Annotated in this window: 12 protein-coding genes; 5 read left to right on the top strand and 7 right to left on the bottom strand. The window is 41.8% G+C overall.

Annotated features, from left to right (window positions below; translation table 11 throughout):
- Positions 1-26: 26 nt before the first annotated feature.
- Positions 27-827 (top strand): NAD-dependent deacylase, encoded by an 801-nt coding sequence (locus JFC10_RS12705; RefSeq protein WP_198333173.1) that lies wholly within the window; start codon positions 27-29, stop codon positions 825-827.
- A 99-nt stretch (positions 828-926) separates the two neighbouring features.
- Here JFC10_RS12705 and JFC10_RS12700 read toward each other — a convergent pair whose 3' ends face one another.
- The 4 genes from JFC10_RS12700 to JFC10_RS12685 all read right to left on the bottom strand — a co-directional run bounded on the left by JFC10_RS12700 (position 927) and on the right by JFC10_RS12685 (position 4,747).
- Positions 927-1,925 (bottom strand): adenosine deaminase, encoded by a 999-nt coding sequence (locus JFC10_RS12700; RefSeq protein ID WP_193013296.1) that lies wholly within the window; start codon positions 1,923-1,925, stop codon positions 927-929.
- Between the two features lie 198 nt (positions 1,926-2,123).
- Positions 2,124-2,648, bottom strand: a complete 525-nt coding sequence (locus JFC10_RS12695; RefSeq protein WP_198333172.1) for a TPM domain-containing protein — start codon at positions 2,646-2,648, stop codon at positions 2,124-2,126.
- Between the two features lie 74 nt (positions 2,649-2,722).
- Positions 2,723-3,853: a TPM domain-containing protein gene (locus JFC10_RS12690; RefSeq protein ID WP_198333171.1), complete on the bottom strand. Its 1,131-nt coding sequence runs from the start codon at positions 3,851-3,853 to the stop codon at positions 2,723-2,725.
- Positions 3,854-4,114: 261 nt separating this feature from the next.
- On the bottom strand, positions 4,115-4,747 hold the full coding sequence (locus tag JFC10_RS12685; RefSeq protein WP_193013316.1) for a LemA family protein: 633 nt from the start codon (positions 4,745-4,747) through the stop codon (positions 4,115-4,117).
- Between the two features lie 1,114 nt (positions 4,748-5,861).
- Between JFC10_RS12685 and JFC10_RS12680 the strand changes: the two genes are divergently transcribed.
- Positions 5,862-7,409 (top strand): alanine/glycine:cation symporter family protein, encoded by a 1,548-nt coding sequence (locus tag JFC10_RS12680; RefSeq protein WP_198333169.1) that lies wholly within the window; start codon positions 5,862-5,864, stop codon positions 7,407-7,409.
- A 341-nt stretch (positions 7,410-7,750) separates the two neighbouring features.
- On the opposite strand, the gene JFC10_RS12675 is transcribed toward JFC10_RS12680, so the two are convergent.
- The 3 genes from JFC10_RS12675 to JFC10_RS12665 all read right to left on the bottom strand — a co-directional run bounded on the left by JFC10_RS12675 (position 7,751) and on the right by JFC10_RS12665 (position 10,375).
- A complete protein-coding gene (locus JFC10_RS12675; protein WP_198333167.1) occupies positions 7,751-8,356 on the bottom strand; it encodes a fasciclin domain-containing protein in 606 nt (201 codons plus the stop codon).
- 183 nt (positions 8,357-8,539) lie between these two features.
- Positions 8,540-9,490, bottom strand: coding sequence for a fasciclin domain-containing protein (locus JFC10_RS12670; protein ID WP_198333166.1), 951 nt, complete (start codon positions 9,488-9,490; stop codon positions 8,540-8,542).
- Positions 9,491-9,820: 330 nt separating this feature from the next.
- A complete protein-coding gene (locus JFC10_RS12665) occupies positions 9,821-10,375 on the bottom strand; it encodes a fasciclin domain-containing protein (RefSeq protein WP_193013302.1) in 555 nt (184 codons plus the stop codon).
- 553 nt (positions 10,376-10,928) lie between these two features.
- Between JFC10_RS12665 and metH the strand changes: the two genes are divergently transcribed.
- From metH to JFC10_RS12650, 3 genes are all read left to right on the top strand, one after another.
- On the top strand, positions 10,929-14,744 hold the full coding sequence (gene metH / locus JFC10_RS12660) for a methionine synthase (protein ID WP_198333165.1): 3,816 nt from the start codon (positions 10,929-10,931) through the stop codon (positions 14,742-14,744).
- A 201-nt stretch (positions 14,745-14,945) separates the two neighbouring features.
- Positions 14,946-15,875 (top strand): bile acid:sodium symporter family protein, encoded by a 930-nt coding sequence (locus JFC10_RS12655; RefSeq protein WP_198333162.1) that lies wholly within the window; start codon positions 14,946-14,948, stop codon positions 15,873-15,875.
- Between the two features lie 606 nt (positions 15,876-16,481).
- On the top strand, positions 16,482-17,390 hold the full coding sequence (locus tag JFC10_RS12650; RefSeq protein ID WP_198333160.1) for an SDH family Clp fold serine proteinase: 909 nt from the start codon (positions 16,482-16,484) through the stop codon (positions 17,388-17,390).
- Positions 17,391-17,745 lie beyond the last annotated feature (355 nt).

Here is a 17,745-nt window from a genome sequence, read left to right as displayed (position 1 = left end):
TATCCATTATTAGCAAGGGTTGGCTCATGTTAGCAGAATTATCACCAGCGTTAATAGCAGAAGTAGAACTTGCTGCTAAATTATTGACAACCAGACAGCATATTTGCATCTTAACGGGTGCAGGGATTTCAGCAGAAAGCGGCATTCCGACTTTCCGAGATAATCAAACGGGCTTGTGGGAAAACTATGCTGTGGAAGACTTGGCCACACCCGAGGCTTTCACTCGTGATCCAAAGCTAGTATGGTCATGGTATCAATGGCGCAGGCAATTGGTCGCAGATAAAACACCGAATCCTGCACATACTGCCTTAGCGCAGTGGCAATACCATACTCAGTCATCTCATCAATCATTGACGCTGATCACTCAAAATGTCGATGATTTACATGAGCAAGCTGGCAGTACGGTGACTCATCTGCATGGTAATCTGTGGCGCAACCGCTGTAGTCAATGCAAGACAGCCTACCAAGATCAATCGAGAGGTTCGTATCATAGTAAGGATACAATTAATTTTGATGACACACTGATGACCTGTCCACATTGCGACAGTTATATCAGACCAGATATCGTTTGGTTTGGCGAAGCATTACCAGTACACGCATGGCAAACAGCAGAAGATGCGGCGGCGAATTGCGAGGTGTTTATCAGTATTGGTACATCTAGTCTCGTCTATCCTGCCGCTGGACTCGCACAGTTAGCGAAGCAAAATGGTGCCAAAATTATTGAGATAAATCCCAATCCAACGCCGAATACTATTGTGAATATTACCTTAGCGGAAAAAGCTGGTGTGATTATGCCGTTATTAATCCAGAAAATCACTGCGCTGTAGTCGCTTGAACCTAAAAAGCATACCGTGTAAAAGAGAAAAGGCTTAACGATTGACATCAACCGTTAAGCCTTAACGAATAAAAATCTTTTCGGTCATTGCTTATTGTAGAGCCAGATCTACCTTTGCTAAATACTCTTTTTTTAACTCATCACTAATAAATGAGGCATTAAAGGAGTTTTTTACCAAAGTAACAACATCATCTTCTGTTAGCGGTAAGTTTTCGCATATATTTATAAAGTTCTGATTCATGTAACCTTTGAAATAGGCTGGATCATCAGAGTTTACGGTGATATTTAGACCATAATCTAGCAGCTCTTTGATATTGTGTTCTTTGTAATTATCAAAGACTTTTAGTTCGATGTTTGAGTTTGGACAAACGGTCAGCGGCATTTGCTCATCTTTAAGTCGTTGCATCAACTCTGGGCTTGTTATCGATTGCACACCATGATCAATTCTATGGATATTTAATAAGTCCAATGCTTCATAAATATACGAAAAATCAGCCTCTTCACCAGCATGAGCAACCAGCTTGAACCCTGCTTCTTTAGCTTTTTTGAAAACTTCTTTAAATTTCGATGGCGGATTGCCTAGCTCTGACGAATCAAGACCAACACCGATGATGTCATCTTTGAATGCCAGTGCTTGCTCTAAGGTCTCAAACGCGGCTTCTTGTGATAAATGTCTTAAGAAACACATGATGATACAAGAGGTGATGCCATACTTTTCTTTGGCATCTGCGAGCGCTTCTTTGATGCCTGTGATTACTGCTTCGAAAGATACGCCTCGTTCGGTATGCGTCTGCGGGTCAAAAAATATCTCCGTGTGGATGACATTATCTTCAACACACTTAAGTATGTATTCCCACGTTAAATCATAGAAATCATCTTTTGTGATAAGGACATTTGCACCTGCATAATAAATATCTAAAAAAGTTTGCAGGTTGGTAAAGTTGTAGGCATTGCGTACATCTTCTATGTCTTTATAGGGGATCTCTATCTGGTTCTTTTTAGCCAATCTAAACATCAGCTCAGGTTCTAGTGAGCCTTCAATATGTAAATGCAGCTCAGCTTTTGGTAGTTTCTTTATTAAATCAATCATAGGGTTCCAGTGACGGCTTTTTGTAGTAGAGTGCTTTCGAGAAGTGCCTTTATAAATGCAAAGCCTGTATATACGCTTGAGCAAAATATCGGTCGCCCTCTCTTTCTAGAGGCGCTATTATATTGTAATTCATGCCAAAACCCTATAAAAGAACACGATGCGAACAAAATAACAAGCCATCAAGTTCCCTGATCAACGTTACTTCAAAAACACCACAGTATCAGACAACTCATTACCCGCTGGATCCTGCTCCAGATGATAATACTGACGCAGCACTTGCCCAACTTCATCTAACAATTCAGCAAGGCTTTCTTCGGTTTTTTGATTGGCAATACCTGACACAGCCTTGTCACACATAGCGCGCCAAACGGTGGGGCTGACATGAGCACTGATACCACGATCAGCTACAATCTCTAACTGATGCTCGCAAATATTGACATATACCAAGACGCCCGTATTCTCTTCAGTATCCCACACGCGATATTCGCTAAACAGCTCAATTGCACGTTCGCGACAGCCAGTATAATAGGCCTCTTGAATAGGTAGATGGTTTTCTACAATCAAAAAAACCTCACCGCGATGCCCTCGCTCTGCGCGTGTAACCTCATCTGTTAGACGCGCTTTGGCTGCTGCTGTTAACCACTTACTATGCAATATAGGGATAAATAAGACTTGACGCCACCAGCGGGCAAAACTGGGATTTGACGCGTTGTTTTCTGACATTTTACTATTTCCTCAAATACGTCATTGCTGACGGTCGTTTAGTATCCGTTCTTACTTAAGCATCCACCAAGCGTCTACCACGAGCCACCAGCACCACCACCGCCAAAACCGCCGCCGCCCCCACCAAAGCCGCCACCTCCGAAACCACCACCGCTAGATCCACCGCCACCGCCCATACCAGGCAGGAATATCATGCCGCCGCCTCTACGACCACCGCCAGATCCACCTTTACCACCGCCGCCACCGCGTGAAATCAAAAATAGCCATAAGAATATAGCCATGATCACGGTCATAAAAAAACCACCGCCTAAAGCTAAAGATCCCGCAAAAAAGCCACCAGCAGTAATAACAGAACCAAATACACGACCAAAAATACTAGTGATAAAGCTTCCAAATATCATTGCCATAATGAATAAAAATATGGGCGATGGTAGCTCGTCTGAACCTTGTTGCGCACTACGCTCCTCAGCTTGCGCATCAGCACGAGCCAATACTTCAGGATCAGCAGTCAGCCTCGTTTTGAGTGCATCAACGCCAGCTATTATTCCAGCACCATAGTTATTTTGCTTAAATAACGGTGTGATATCTTCACGAATAATACGACTGACCGCGGCATCTGGCAACACACCCTCTAGTCCATAACCTGTCAAAATGTACATATCACGGTCATTGACGGCGATTACCATGAGTAAGCCATCATCAATGTCTTTATTGCCCAACTGCCACTTCTCAGCTACTTGTAGAGCATAGTCAAATATAGGAACGCCATTGGTCGTAGGAACGATAACCACTGCTGCTTGGGCAAGACCTTGCTGATAAATACTTCTAAGCTGCGCCTCTAAACGCTGTTTTTCTTGTGGATTTAGAATATTAGCCTGATCAATGACAGGATTATTTAATATGAGTTTATCGGCATCAACACTGGGCGCATTTGACTGTACAGGAGAGCGATTCTCTGCTGTTGACCCAACTGTGGCTTCATTATTAGCCGCATTAGGATTAATCGCCTCATTGCCTAAAATGGCATCATTGATCGCTTCATTAGACTCGCCCGCTTTGGCAATCGCTACCAAATCCTCAACACTACGACTTTGCATGCCTGATGTGCTATCAACTGCTTCATTGGGCGCAGCATACAACACAGACGCACTACTGACGCTGAGTGTGAATAGTAATACTGATAAGATTGCTTTTGAATTGTTCATCTAATCTATACCACCTCAAGTGACATCTGTACTGAGTGAATCTACGTGATACCATTCACAAAAATTAGCGTAGCAAAGAAACCAAATTTGACATAGCTAATCGTACTTTTTGGATTTGGTATTAAGTTTATAGGCAGTCATATCCATCAATACCTTTAAAAATATGGCTAAGTAAACCAGTAGCTAACTAAGCTAAACGATAAAGATCTAAACAAACAGAGCGGTAAACCCTACTCTATTTCTGTCTCTATTCAATCACCGTTACTCAGCTGCCGCTGACTTATCATCACCGAAATCAACACTTGGTGCAGTTGAAATAGCCTCTTCATTCGCCACGCTAAAGTTTGGTTTGGCATCCATACCAAATACTTTTGCTGTAATGTTGGTTGGGAACTGGCGCACCGTCGTATTATAGCTTTGCACTTCTTGAATATAACGGTTACGAGCGACGGCAATACGGTTTTCAGTGCCTTCGAGCTGGGCTTGTAAGTCTTGGAACAAGGCATCTGACTTTAGCTCAGGATAACGTTCAGAGACAGCCATCAAACGTGACAATGCACCTGTCATCTGTTCCTGTGCGGCCGCATAACGCTCCATCGCTTCTGGATCATTGAGTACCTCTGGCGTCACAGTAATGCTGCCAGCGCGAGAGCGCGCTTCGGCGACTTGAGTAAACACTTCTTGTTCTTGCTCAGCATACTGCTGCACGACTTTGACTAAGTTTGGCACCAAATCAGCGCGGCGTTGATATTGGTTAACCACTTCTGACCACGATGCAGTAACCTGCTCATCTTGCGCTTGCAGGTTATTGTAACCACAACCGCTTAGACCAACGGTAGAAGTCGCTAACACGGCTGCCAGCAATATGGGTTTTACAATTGATTGACGCGTCATCATTGTTTCTCCTAATAATGGTAAATAACAAATAGTCAGTGACACTTTTTAATAATTTTTTGAATGCTTGTATTTTGAAGCTGATATATGAGGTCATGCAAATGTATGTCTGTTTATATTGAAGCAATATACATGTACATGGAAATACATGGGCATCGAATATAAAAACAGCAGTTAATGAGTACGATAGCAATCATCTTCCGCTCTATGATCTCGTATCACAGATAATAGGATATCTTGACAATGATGGCGCTATCTCAACGTTTTTACAATTGACCGTTACCAAAACACAACCGCAAAACCACACTGCTATTCCATTACCATTACTCCCCTTTATCCCCTGCTATTAGCAAAATTCATATTGCAAATATCATCGCACCACTAGTATTACTTTTAGCGCATAGCTTATCCAGCATAGAGTACTGATAGATTCGCAACGAATAACCATTCTATTTGTGCATATTCGATGTGCCTTTATATATTGGTTTGATATCTAAGAAAGGGCAAAACATGCAATATTCTATCGTTATTTATGGCTGTATCTCCCTGACTAAATACGAATATATATGCTTCTGTACAAAGAAAATTCTAGTAATTGCTACAAAAATATGGCAAATTGCAGTTACGTAGCCGTACGGTTTGAATACATTTGGTAGTGGACTTATAGTTTGATTAGTATTAGCGAGTCATTGATTTCTATGTAAAAATATTATTCAATTATTAAATACTTGCTCAATCATTTCAATCAGCCACACCAGCCGTGTAGTGAATCGATACTGCTCATAGCAAGTTGAATGCTATCGGCAGGATAAGTATTTAATATTATAACCGCCTGTTTTATCCACTGGTCTACTGCACCTTCATCTCATGTATTAGGTGATGATAGGATGCCGCAGTAATTGAGACAGCAAAAACCTTGCAACGATGCTGATAAGCCAAGTGGATAATTACAGACAACTACAGTCCATTCTTAGTGGCTAAGCGCGTATGAGACTTAACTGATATACATGAGTCAATGTAGATAATTTAACTGCTTAACTTAAATAAGTAAGTTAACCAGTTAGCTTACTCCTAGCATACAGAGCCACTTTGAGACAGTACTAGGAATATACATATGGAAGGTTTAGTTAACTTAGTAAACGGAATTATCTGGAGCCCCGCACTGATCTACCTGTGTTTGGGCGCGGGCCTATTTTATTCCATTATGACGCGCTTCGTACAAGTGCGCCTGTTCGGTGAAATGATCAAGTTACTATTCACTGGTAAATCTAGTGATCAAGGTATTTCATCATTTCAGGCACTTGCCGTATCACTCGCAGGACGCGTGGGTATGGGTAACATCGCTGGGGTAGCTGCGGCTATCGGCTTCGGTGGCCCAGGTGCCGTATTTTGGATGTGGGTCGTAGCCTTCTTAGGCGCATCTACTGCTTATGTTGAGTCTACACTCGCACAGATTTATAAAGAAAAAGACGTCGTCACTGGCGAATATCGCGGTGGCCCAGCTTACTATTTTGAGCGCGCACTTGGCCAAAAATGGTATGGCATCCTCTTTGCAATCTCATCTATCCTCGCTTGTGGTATGTTTTTACCAGGTGTACAGGCAAACGGCGTTATCAATGCTTTCGCACAGGTAATGGGCGAAGGGTCTGTCATAAACATTGGCGCCTTAGAAGTTGGCTCAATGCGTCTAGTAGCCTTAGCCATTATCCTTGTGGTATTAGGTATTATCATTTTTGGTGGTATCAAGCGTATCGCAACGTTTACCGAATATGCCGTTCCTTTTATGGCATTAGGCTATATCGCTTTAGCCCTTATCATCATGTTCACTAACTTTGATATGATTCCACAAGTATTCGGTCTCATCGTTAGCGATGCCTTCACTGCTCAAGCGGGTTTTGGTGCAGCGATTGGTTGGGGTGTAAAACGTGGTATTTACTCAAATGAAGCAGGTCAAGGTACAGGTCCTCATGCCGCTGCTGCTGCCGAAGTTGAGCATCCATCACAGCAAGGTCTCGTTCAGGCATTCTCAGTATATGTTGATACATTGCTAGTTTGTTCTGCTACTGCCTTCATGATCCTCACAATGGGTACTTATAACATCCAAGGGACATTACCAGACGGTCAATTTATCGTACAGAATGTAGCCGCTACCACTGAAATCAACGCACCAGCATTTACGCAAATGGCGATGGAATCTGTTTATGGTGGTTTTGGTAACACCTTTATCGCGATTGCTGTCTTCTTCTTTGCTTTTACCACTATCTTGGCTTACTACTACATCGCTGAAGTGAACGTTGCTTATCTAACTCGCTTTGTCGGTCGCGGTGCCAACAAGACTGGTCTATTCTTAGTCAAAATCTTAATCATGGTGATGGTTGCCTACGGTGGCCTAAACTCAGCTGGCTACATTTGGGCTATCGGTGATATTGGTGTTGGGCTTATGGCTTGGTTAAACATCGTTGGTATTTTGGTCATCTTCATTGTGGCTCGTCCAACACTTACGATGCTGAAAGACTATGAAGCACAGCGTAAAGCAGGTGTTGAGCGCTACAGTTTTGATCCTGCAAAATTCGGCATCAAAAACGCCCCTTATTGGGAAGAGCGTCATCTAAAAGAGCAACAAAGAATGGCAGCAGATCCACTACGTAAAGAGCATAAGTAACATTATTTAACGTAGCCATTATTTGAACCTCTCAAGCAAAAGCCCGAAACAATCGTTTCGGGCTTTTTTATTTCTAATTTTTGCATTCATAAATTTTCAGTCAATGTCTTGCATAAGTCGGTATTAATCTTTAAAGCTGCGTTAATGCGAACCCATGAGAGTCTATTCTTCTCACTCCCCACCATACTCAACAGTTTTCATGCAACTGACTTATTTCAATGGTATGGTAAATATGAGTAGCCCCGAAACGCAAAAAAGCCCAGCTCAATGGCTAGGCTTCTTCAATGTCGTTATTTAACTAATTAAGTAATCATAAATAGAGCAGGGACTATAAAAACAACTTACTCAGGCATCAATACTGCATCGATAGTGTGGACCACACCATTCGTTGCCATGATATCTGTACTAGTAATATTGGCCGTGTTACCAGTCGCATCAGTGATAACGTTCGCATCGCTGATAGAAATTGTTTTGCCATTGGCTGTTTCTATGTCAGTCCCATAAGGGATATCAGCTGCCATAACAACCTTAGGTACTACGTGATACGGAAGTACTTTTTTCAGTAGATCTGTATCTGCTAATAGCTCTTCTTTAGTAACGCCTAGCTTTTCTAACACAGGAGCAAATGCATCATCAGTTGGTGCAAATACAGTATAAGTTCCAGCATCCATCATCATTGTATCTAAGCCAGCGGCTTGTAATGCAGCGGTTAGAATAGTTAGATTTTCGTTGCCAGCTGCTATTTCAGCAATCGATTGCGTCGCAGTAGTATCTGTCATTGGATCAGCTTCAGTCATAGGCTCAACTTCAGCAACTGGTTCTACAACCACTTCTTCAGTAGTGACTTCAGGCTCAACAGGATCAGTAGTTGCTTCTTTATCATTACAAGCGGCTAATGACATGGCAGCTGTAACGACAGCGATAGATAGTAAGTTCTTCTTCAACATAATTATTTCCTTATAGAATGATAATCTATTAAGTTATTTGTACAACAAATCACTTAACCCAAATAATGAATATAACAGCGAACAGCTTGTCTGTTGCAAACGATAGCAACCAAACCGTTGTGATAGTGTTGCCGCTGCTATACCAATAACTATAATTTTAACTGATTAATTTCGAATTGATGCTTACTTAGGTAGCAACACTGTATCGATCACGTGTACAACACCATTGTTCGCTTGTATATTTGCCGTCAAAATATTAGAAGTACGATCTCTTGCATCGATGATTTGTTTTTTATCATTAAACGTAATGCTACTGCCTTCAAGCATCTCTTGACTGCCTGCCATAATTTCAGAGGCGAAGAGGCGATCGTCTTCAATCACATGATAAGTGAGCACTTTCGTCAATAACATCTTATCCTGTAAGAGCTGCTCTTTACTTATGTCAAGTTCAGCTAGCAACTTAGCAAAAGCGGTATTGTTGGGTGCAAAGACGGTAAGATCAGCGGCTTCATCGGCGAGCACGTCAGCCAGTCCTGCTGCTACCACCGCTTCTTTGAGAATACTGAGATCTTCTGTGGCAACGGCTAAATCGACTATGGATTTATCAGTAGGTAACAGTACGTCATCGATGAGGTGAATGACACCATTAGTAGCCAATACATCCGTCTTAATGATTTCAGAGGTATCGCCACTTGCATCCATGATGACATTGGCATCACTAATAGACAACGCTTGACCGTTGACTGTCTCAATACTATCGCCATAAGGAATATCAGCAGCTTTGAGAGTCATATTAGGAATGACATGATAGGTTAAGACCATCGTTAGTAGCTCTTTGTTAGCCAATAATTCTTCTGACGTCACACCAAGGTCTTCCAATAATTCAGAAAATGCTTCATCAGTGGGTGCAAAGACGGTAAATTCACTGCCTGAGGACATCAATATTTCGTCGAGACCAGTGGCCTTTAACGCGGCGTTAAGAATGCTTAGATCTTTATTCTCAGCAGCAATTTCTGCAATATTTTGCGTTGGTGCTTCTACAACAACTGAAAGATCATCGTCATCGTCATTACAAGCGGCTAACGGTAAAACGCTCATGGCTAGCGCCAACGATAGTAGAGTTCTTTTTAACATGATTATATCCTTATGTATGAGTCTAAATGGACTCATCTACTTTGTCAGTAGAATCCGTTGAATGCTTGAAGCTATTAAATAATTAATTAACGCTTTAAACAAAAAACAGATGACTGTCCTTTATTGTCGTATTGTTAAACAATAATGATGATACGTTTAAAAAATACGTAAAAAACTCTAAATACCAACAGATTCATCTTAAACCACTGGCAGTTAAAATATCGCGTATTCAATAATCGTGTCATCAAAGACGACAGCTAATACTCAGACCAGCTTCATCATACAAAGTAATAGGAATATAATTCTTTAATTAATATTTTTAGATACAGCTTATTTGGGTAGCAAGACTCTATCGATAACATGTACTACGCCGTTATTAGCAACAATATCTGTTTTTATAATATCAATAGTACGACCATTCTCATCCATCAATTTTCCTTGATCGGTGACCATCAAGGTATCTTTACTGAGCATAGTAATATTGCCTGGTTTAACGTCTTTCGCATATACTGGCGCAGCACCGTTAATCACGTGGTAGCCTAAAATTTTAGTCAATAGTGGCTTGTTGGCAAACAATTGCGCTTTGCTCATGCCAGTTTCTTGCAGCACTTGTACAAATGCGGCATTGGTTGGCGCAAACACCGTGTAGTGAGCATTAGGGTTAGATAGCGCACCCGCTAGATCTGCCGCTACCACTGCTTCGACCAGCAACGAGAAGTCAGGATTACTTTGGGCAATTTGTACCACATTCATTTTCGCCATAGACTGACCGTGCATGGGTGCTTTCATTGTGGCGCTTTTGGTTGGCATCATATTGTTACAAGCGCTTAAACCAGCGATTGAGAGTGCTAATGTACCAATGGTAGCAATTTTAGTAAGTTTCATAACATTATCCTTAATGATTGAGTATTTATTGACTATTCTATAACTGTCTTGCAGATTAGACCGTCTTTCCTTATGGCAAATACTTGTTTTAATGATCGTAATGAATGCTAGGTATTATTGAATAAAATCATTAGCACTTACTAGTAAGTATTGCTTACGAAACATTAATCCTTCTGAAATTAAATTAACATATAACAAAACTCTATCAATTCTCCTTTACGCAACTTTTTGTAGTACAGATGTAAACTCTGTCTGACTTTTAAGCACAATCGTTGGCTTTCATTTCTAGAAACAAAGCTTTATGTAATCTTTAAGCGAAATAATATTCATTTGTGCACATATTCTTTATGAAATAGAATTTAATGCTATGCTCAGCAGTTCAGTGAATCAGTATCTACTTGTTTATGGTAAAAGTAGAATGGGCAGTATCCATGTGTGCTATATTTTTCATGCTAGAATAATTCGAATTTGACGATTTCCTTTATAAGACTTTGTACTCTATTGGTTTGTTACTCCTTCCTTTTATAATATTGATGATATAAGCAGCGCACCTATGACTCAAACGATGACCTCACCGACCTCTTCTCACTCTGATATTGCTTCTAGTTCATCATCCGCTGATGACTTTATATTGACGCCGCCTGCTGTATTTCCTTATAAGGAGCAGCAACTGACCGCGCGCGCCCGTATCACCGAGCAGATGACGTCACGAATTTTGATGTTAGATGGTGCGATGGGTACGCAGATTCAGACCTATAAACTGGAAGAAGCAGATTATCGTGGTGAGCGTTTTGCTGATATCGATCAAGATGTGCGCGGCAATAATGATCTGCTGGTACTGACACAGCCGCATATGATTAAGGACATTCATCACGATCATCTATTGGCTGGTGCGGATATCATCGAGACCAATACCTTTAATGGTACGCGTCTGTCGATGGCTGACTATGACATGCAGTATTTGGTGCCTGAGCTGAATGAGACAGCGGCCAAGATTGCGCGCGAAGCAGCTGATGAATTTACGGCAAAAACGCCTGATAAACCACGATTCGTTGCGGGTGTCGTAGGGCCGACCTCACGCACCTGCTCACTCTCACCTGATGTCAATGATCCTGCGTTTCGTAATATTACCTTTGATGAGTTGGTCCTAAACTACCGTGAAGCGACCTTATGCCTGATAGAAGGCGGTGTCGATCTTATTTTGATTGAGACGATTTTTGATACGCTAAATGCCAAAGCGGCAATATTTGCCATCACGGGTGTGTTTGAAGATATCGGCTTTGAGCTGCCTATTATGATTTCTGGTACGATCACTGATGCCTCAGGTCGCACGCTATCTGGTCAAACGGCGGAAGCGTTCTACAACTCGATTCGTCATGCGAAACCTTTAAGTGTTGGCTTTAACTGTGCGCTAGGTGCTGATGCGCTACGCCCACATATTCAAACGCTATCGAACATCGCTGATACTTTTGTCTCTGCGCATCCAAACGCGGGTCTGCCCAATGAATTTGGTGAGTATGATGAGACGGCTGAAGAAACGGCTGCTCTACTCGAAGGTTTTGCCAAAGCGGGTATCTTAAATATCGTCGGCGGCTGCTGTGGTACAACGCCTGAGCATATCCGTCAAATCGCTAATATGGTGGCAAACTATGCGCCACGCGTAATTCCTGAAATCGCACCTGCCTGCCGCTTATCAGGTCTAGAGCCATTTACGATTACACCTGAGAGTTTGTTTGTCAATGTCGGCGAGCGTACCAACGTCACAGGCTCCAAAAAATTCCTCCGTTTGATTAAGACCGAAGCCTATACCGAAGCACTCGATGTCGCGCGCGATCAGGTCGAAGGCGGCGCGCAGATCGTCGATATCAATATGGACGAAGGCATGCTCGACTCCAAGCAGGCCATGATTCACTTCGTCAACCTCGTATCAGGTGAGCCAGATATCAGCCGTGTGCCACTTATGATTGACTCATCTAAATGGGACATCATCGAAGAAGGCCTCAAACGTACTCAGGGTAAATCTGTCGTCAACTCCATCTCCCTAAAAGAAGGTCACGCTGAGTTCGTTGAGCGCGCCAAACTATGCATGCGCTACGGTGCAGCCGTTATCGTCATGGCATTTGATGAAGACGGACAAGCCGATACCTATGAGCGTAAAATCGAGATATCGAAGCGCAGCTATGATGTGCTGGTCAACGAAGTGGGCTTCCCTTCTGAAGACATTATCTTTGACCCGAATATCTTTGCGGTCGCTACAGGTATCACCGAGCATAACAACTATGGCGCGGACTTTATCAATGCTACACGCTGGATCACTGAAAACCTGCCAAATGCCATGGTCTCAGGTGGGGTATCTAACGTGTCGTTTAGTTTCCGTGGTAATCCGATCCGTGAAGCCATTAACTCCGTATTCCTCTACCATGCAATCAAAAACGGTCTGACCATGGGTATCGTCAACCCAGCTATGCTTGAGCTGTACGATGATATTCCAAAGGAAGCGCGTGACGCTATCGAAGATGTCATGCTCAACCGCAATCAAGGTGAAACGGGACAGGATGCGACTGAACGTCTCATGACGGTTGCTGAAAACTACCAAGATGGCGGCAAGAAAAAAGACAGCACGGTCGATATGAGCTGGCGTGAGGGCACGGTAGAAGAGCGTATCGCCCACGCACTCGTCAAAGGCGTAACAACCTTTATCGAAGCGGATACCAAAGAAGCGTGGGAGAAATACCCCAAACCACTCGAAGTCATCGAAGGGCCACTCATGGACGGTATGAATATCGTCGGTGATTTATTCGGTGCGGGCAAGATGTTCCTACCACAAGTCGTAAAATCAGCGCGCGTGATGAAGCAATCCGTCGCATGGCTAAACCCGTATATCGAAGCGGAAAAAGTCGAAGGCGAAGTCAAAGGCAAAATCCTCATGGCAACCGTCAAAGGCGATGTGCATGATATCGGCAAAAACATCGTCGGCGTGGTACTTGGCTGTAACGGCTATGATATCGTCGATCTGGGCGTCATGGTGCCATGTGAAAAAATCCTCGATACCGCCATCGCAGAAAAAGTCGATATCATCGGTCTGTCTGGCTTGATTACCCCAAGTCTCGATGAGATGGTCTATGTCGCCAAGCAAATGCAAGAGCGCGGTATGACGCTGCCATTGATGATCGGCGGTGCAACCACGTCTAAAGCGCATACTGCCGTCAAGGTCGAGCCGCAATATCAAAACGATGGTGTCATCTATGTATCAGACGCCTCACGTTCAGTCGGTGTGGTGACCAAGCTATTATCCAAAGAACATCGACAAGCGCTCATTGATGAGACGCGTGCAGAGTATGTCAAAGTGCGTGAACGTCTTGCCAAACGCCAACCAAAAGCCGCCAAGGTCACCTATGCTGAATCGGTCAAGATTGGCTTTCAGTATGATTGGGAAAACTACGTACCACCAGTGCCCAATAAGCTAGGACAAGTGATATTGGATGACTATCCAATTACCAACCTACTTCCGTATATTGACTGGACACCGTTCTTTATCTCTTGGGGTCTGACGGGCAAATATCCAAAAATCTTGCAAGATGATGTGGTCGGCGAAGCAGCCCGTGATCTGTTTGATAATGCCAATGAGCTGATGCAAAAAATGATCGATGAGAAATCACTCGTGGCCAAAGGGGTGTTTAAGCTTATGCCGGCTCGCCGTACTGGCTCGGATACGGTGACTGTGTATGACAACGATACTACTTTTGATGGGGACAAGAGAGGTAAGCCAACGTATGAGTTCGAGCACTTACGTCAGCAAAGCGACAAAGCTAGTGGCAAGCCAAACTTTAGCTTGGCGGACTTTATCTCTCCATCAGACAGGCATACCGATCACTTGGGCGGCTTTACCGTCTCTATCGTCGGTACAGAAGCGCTCGCTGAGCACTATAAAGCGGCAGGTGATGACTACAACGCCATCATGGTACAGGCGCTGTCTGACCGCTTGGCAGAAGCCTTTGCCGAGCATCTACACGAGCTGATCCGTAAAGAGTATTGGGGCTATCAGCCGACTGAGTCACTCACCAATGATGAGATGATCAAAGAAAAATACGTCGGCATCCGCCCTGCCCCTGGCTACCCTGCCTGCCCTGAGCATACCGAAAAAGGCAAACTGTTTAACTGGCTCGGTACGGTAGAGGCTATCGGTACGACTTTGACCGAAAGCTATGCGATGTGGCCTGCGTCATCGGTTAGCGGATTCTATTACTCGCATCCGGAGAGTGAGTACTTCAACGTCGGTAAAATCAGTCGTGACCAGTTAGAGAGTTATGCGGAGCGTAAAGGCTGGGATATGAAAACTGCTGAGAAATGGTTAAATCCGAATTTGTAGATTTTCAAAAATCAGCTAATACCTAAATCATTTATCGTTATTTTTTGGCTTATTCATTTAATATGAGTAAGCCATTTTTTATAGCGTATCCTTTATTTGCTATCAGCAAACTTATCGCTACGTTCATAGCAAAATACTTTTATCATTTACTAGTAATAACCATGCTAAATTATTGGCTACTCTATTATTTTGAGACAGGCTATGAATCAGATTGCATTACTTTCTAATTGGATTGGCAAAACCTTTGCAATCTGGGCATTGGTCAGTGCCGTGTTGGGCTTTGTATTTCCTGAATTTTTTGCCTCATTGGCTTTTTTGATTGTACCGATACTTGGCATCATCATGTTTGGCATGGGTATGACGCTCAAAACCGAAGATTTCCTAGAGATTGTCAAACGCCCCAAACCTGTACTAGTAGGCCTGTTGGCACAGTTCACGCTCATGCCGTTGATCGCTTACCTATTAACCGTCATTTTTAACCTTGATCCTTTAATCGCGGTCGGTGTTATCTTGGTAGGTTGTTGCCCTGGCGGTACATCGAGTAATGTGATTACATTTTTGGCCAAAGGGGATGTGGCGCTGAGTGTGGCGATTACCTCTATCTCTACCCTACTTGCACCCTTTTTGACTCCTATTCTATTAAATGTGTTTGCTGGTCAGCTGATCGATATCGACCTAGCCAGTATGATGATAACCATTACTAAAATCGTCATCTTACCTATCTTACTGGGCGTTATCTTTCATAAATTTTTGGGTAAAAAAATCGAGTTCGTCACCGAGGTATTGCCGATGGTGTCGGTATTAGGTATTTCTATTATCATCGCGGCAGTGGTGGCGGTGTCTAAAGCGACCATCTTAGATAGCGGTGCGATCGTCTTTGTCGTCGTGGCCCTACACAACATGCTGGGTTATACCTTGGGATATGTGATCGCGCGCTTGTCTGGATTTACGGAGAAACAGCGCCGCGCCATCATGGTGGAAGTGGGCATGCAAAACTCTGGTCTGGGCGCTGCCCTTGCGGCAACTTATTTCAATCCTGTCGCTGCCTTACCGAGTGCGATATTTAGTGTGTGGCATAACTTTAGTGGGGCGTTGGTTGCAAATATCTTTGCGAAGAGAGAGGCTAGGTAAGGAAAGATTTCGTTGGTTTTAAGTGATTTGAGGTTGGTGAGATTAGTTAGAGGGTGGTGTTGAATACAAAGATTAGAGTATGAAGGTTATTTAAAGATAGTTGGAGTTTGAATTATAAGTAGTAGACAATAGATTATAACCTTCTATACCTTACATATATGTACAAATAGTTCATATTTGTTTGATAGTTAGTGAAGAAGCTGAAGTTATGATTTATAATGCAGGACACTTTTCCTAAACAGCTAGTAGTTCAATGAATAAAGCTTTAGCTAAGTTAGCATCCTGATTGGTACCTAAGAGATAAAGCTTAACTGTCATTTTAGTACTTTTGCAATCTTAGATATAAAGAATAACAGCAAATACGATAACCATACTAAGCATAATTAGTATTTCAAATGCTAATAGCACAATTCAAATTAAAGGTCTTATTTTTATAGTGCTAATCTTACTATGTATAAATCATAAGCATTGATTACTTCTAATATGATTATTAATTGCAACAAAAGATACTTCGATTTCAAAAAATTATTGTAGTATTTCTATAAAAACAAATATATTTAAATATGATTAATATAAAGTTTCTTATTATTCTTAGAGGTATGAAATATGTTTCAGGCAACCGTAGATGATGTTATTTTCAATTTTCTAGGTGAACAAATTAAATCGCTTTCTATAACTTTTAATGCAGATATTATTACTATATTTTCACCGATGATAGATGGTGTTGACGTTAAAGTTAGACAATATATAGAAGATATTAAAGATAGATCTCTAAACACGCCCACTTTGAAAGATAATTTAGTAGTTATTCTAGAGACACCAGGCGGTTCAGTTGAAGTAGTTGAGAAAATCGTCAATGTTTTCCGAGCCAATTATTCTCATATAAAATTTATTGTGCCGGGCTTTGCGTTTTCAGCTGGTACAGTTTTAGTCTTATCAGGTGACGAGATCTACATGGATAACTTTTCTGTCTTAGGTCCGATTGATCCTCAAATAATGAATAGCGATGGTCATTACTTGCCAGCTACTGGCTACCTTCACGAATATAATCGTTTACTAAATGAAATAAATGAAAAAGCATCTCAAAACATACCAGTTATTGCTGAAATAAACTATCTTACTAGCTCTTTTCAGCCTGAAAAGCTTGCTTTTATTGAACAGCATATTAAGTTTTCCCAGACGCTCATTGTTAACTGGCTTGTTAAATATAAATTTAAAGATTGGCATACAACTGCAACAAAAACAGATAAAGTTACATATACAATGAAAGAACAAAGAGCTACTGATATTGCAACCATTCTTGGCGATGTTAACCGCTGGCATATGCATGGTAGAGGTATTGGTCTAAAGGAACTAACAGGTGATGATATAAAATTACAGATTAACAACTTTTCTGACACGGATGATCTTAATACTACTATTAGAATGTACTATGATGTATTAAAGGATTATTTAACTAAGACCGGAAATCAAATGGCACTTCATGGCTCCAACAACTTAGTAAGGTTGAATTAGTATGAGAGACTTTAAAACTGAAATCAATGAGATGAGAAAGATTCATAGGGAACAAATTGTGGTTTTACCACTTCCTATAAGTGTTAAATCCATACCTTCATCATCTAACGAAGGGAATCTACATATACCTGGTTCTTTTAAAGGAATGGATGTTAAAAGATTTGCTGAGTCGTCTATATTCGATCAATACTCTCAACGCTCACCTAGTTTCTAACATCTAAATTAAAAGTAATTTATTTTTCAAAAACTGTCCTAAATCTGGGCAGTTTTTTATATTATAGAGTAGAAACTATTTTCAAATATTATTAATTACTGAAAATCTGAAGTTAGAAGTATAGTAGGATTAGATATAAGA

Origin of the sequence: Psychrobacter aquimaris (assembly GCF_016107525.1) — a bacterium.
Lineage (GTDB): Bacteria > Pseudomonadota > Gammaproteobacteria > Pseudomonadales > Moraxellaceae > Psychrobacter > Psychrobacter aquimaris.
This window is presented reverse-complemented; position numbering and strand designations above follow the sequence as displayed.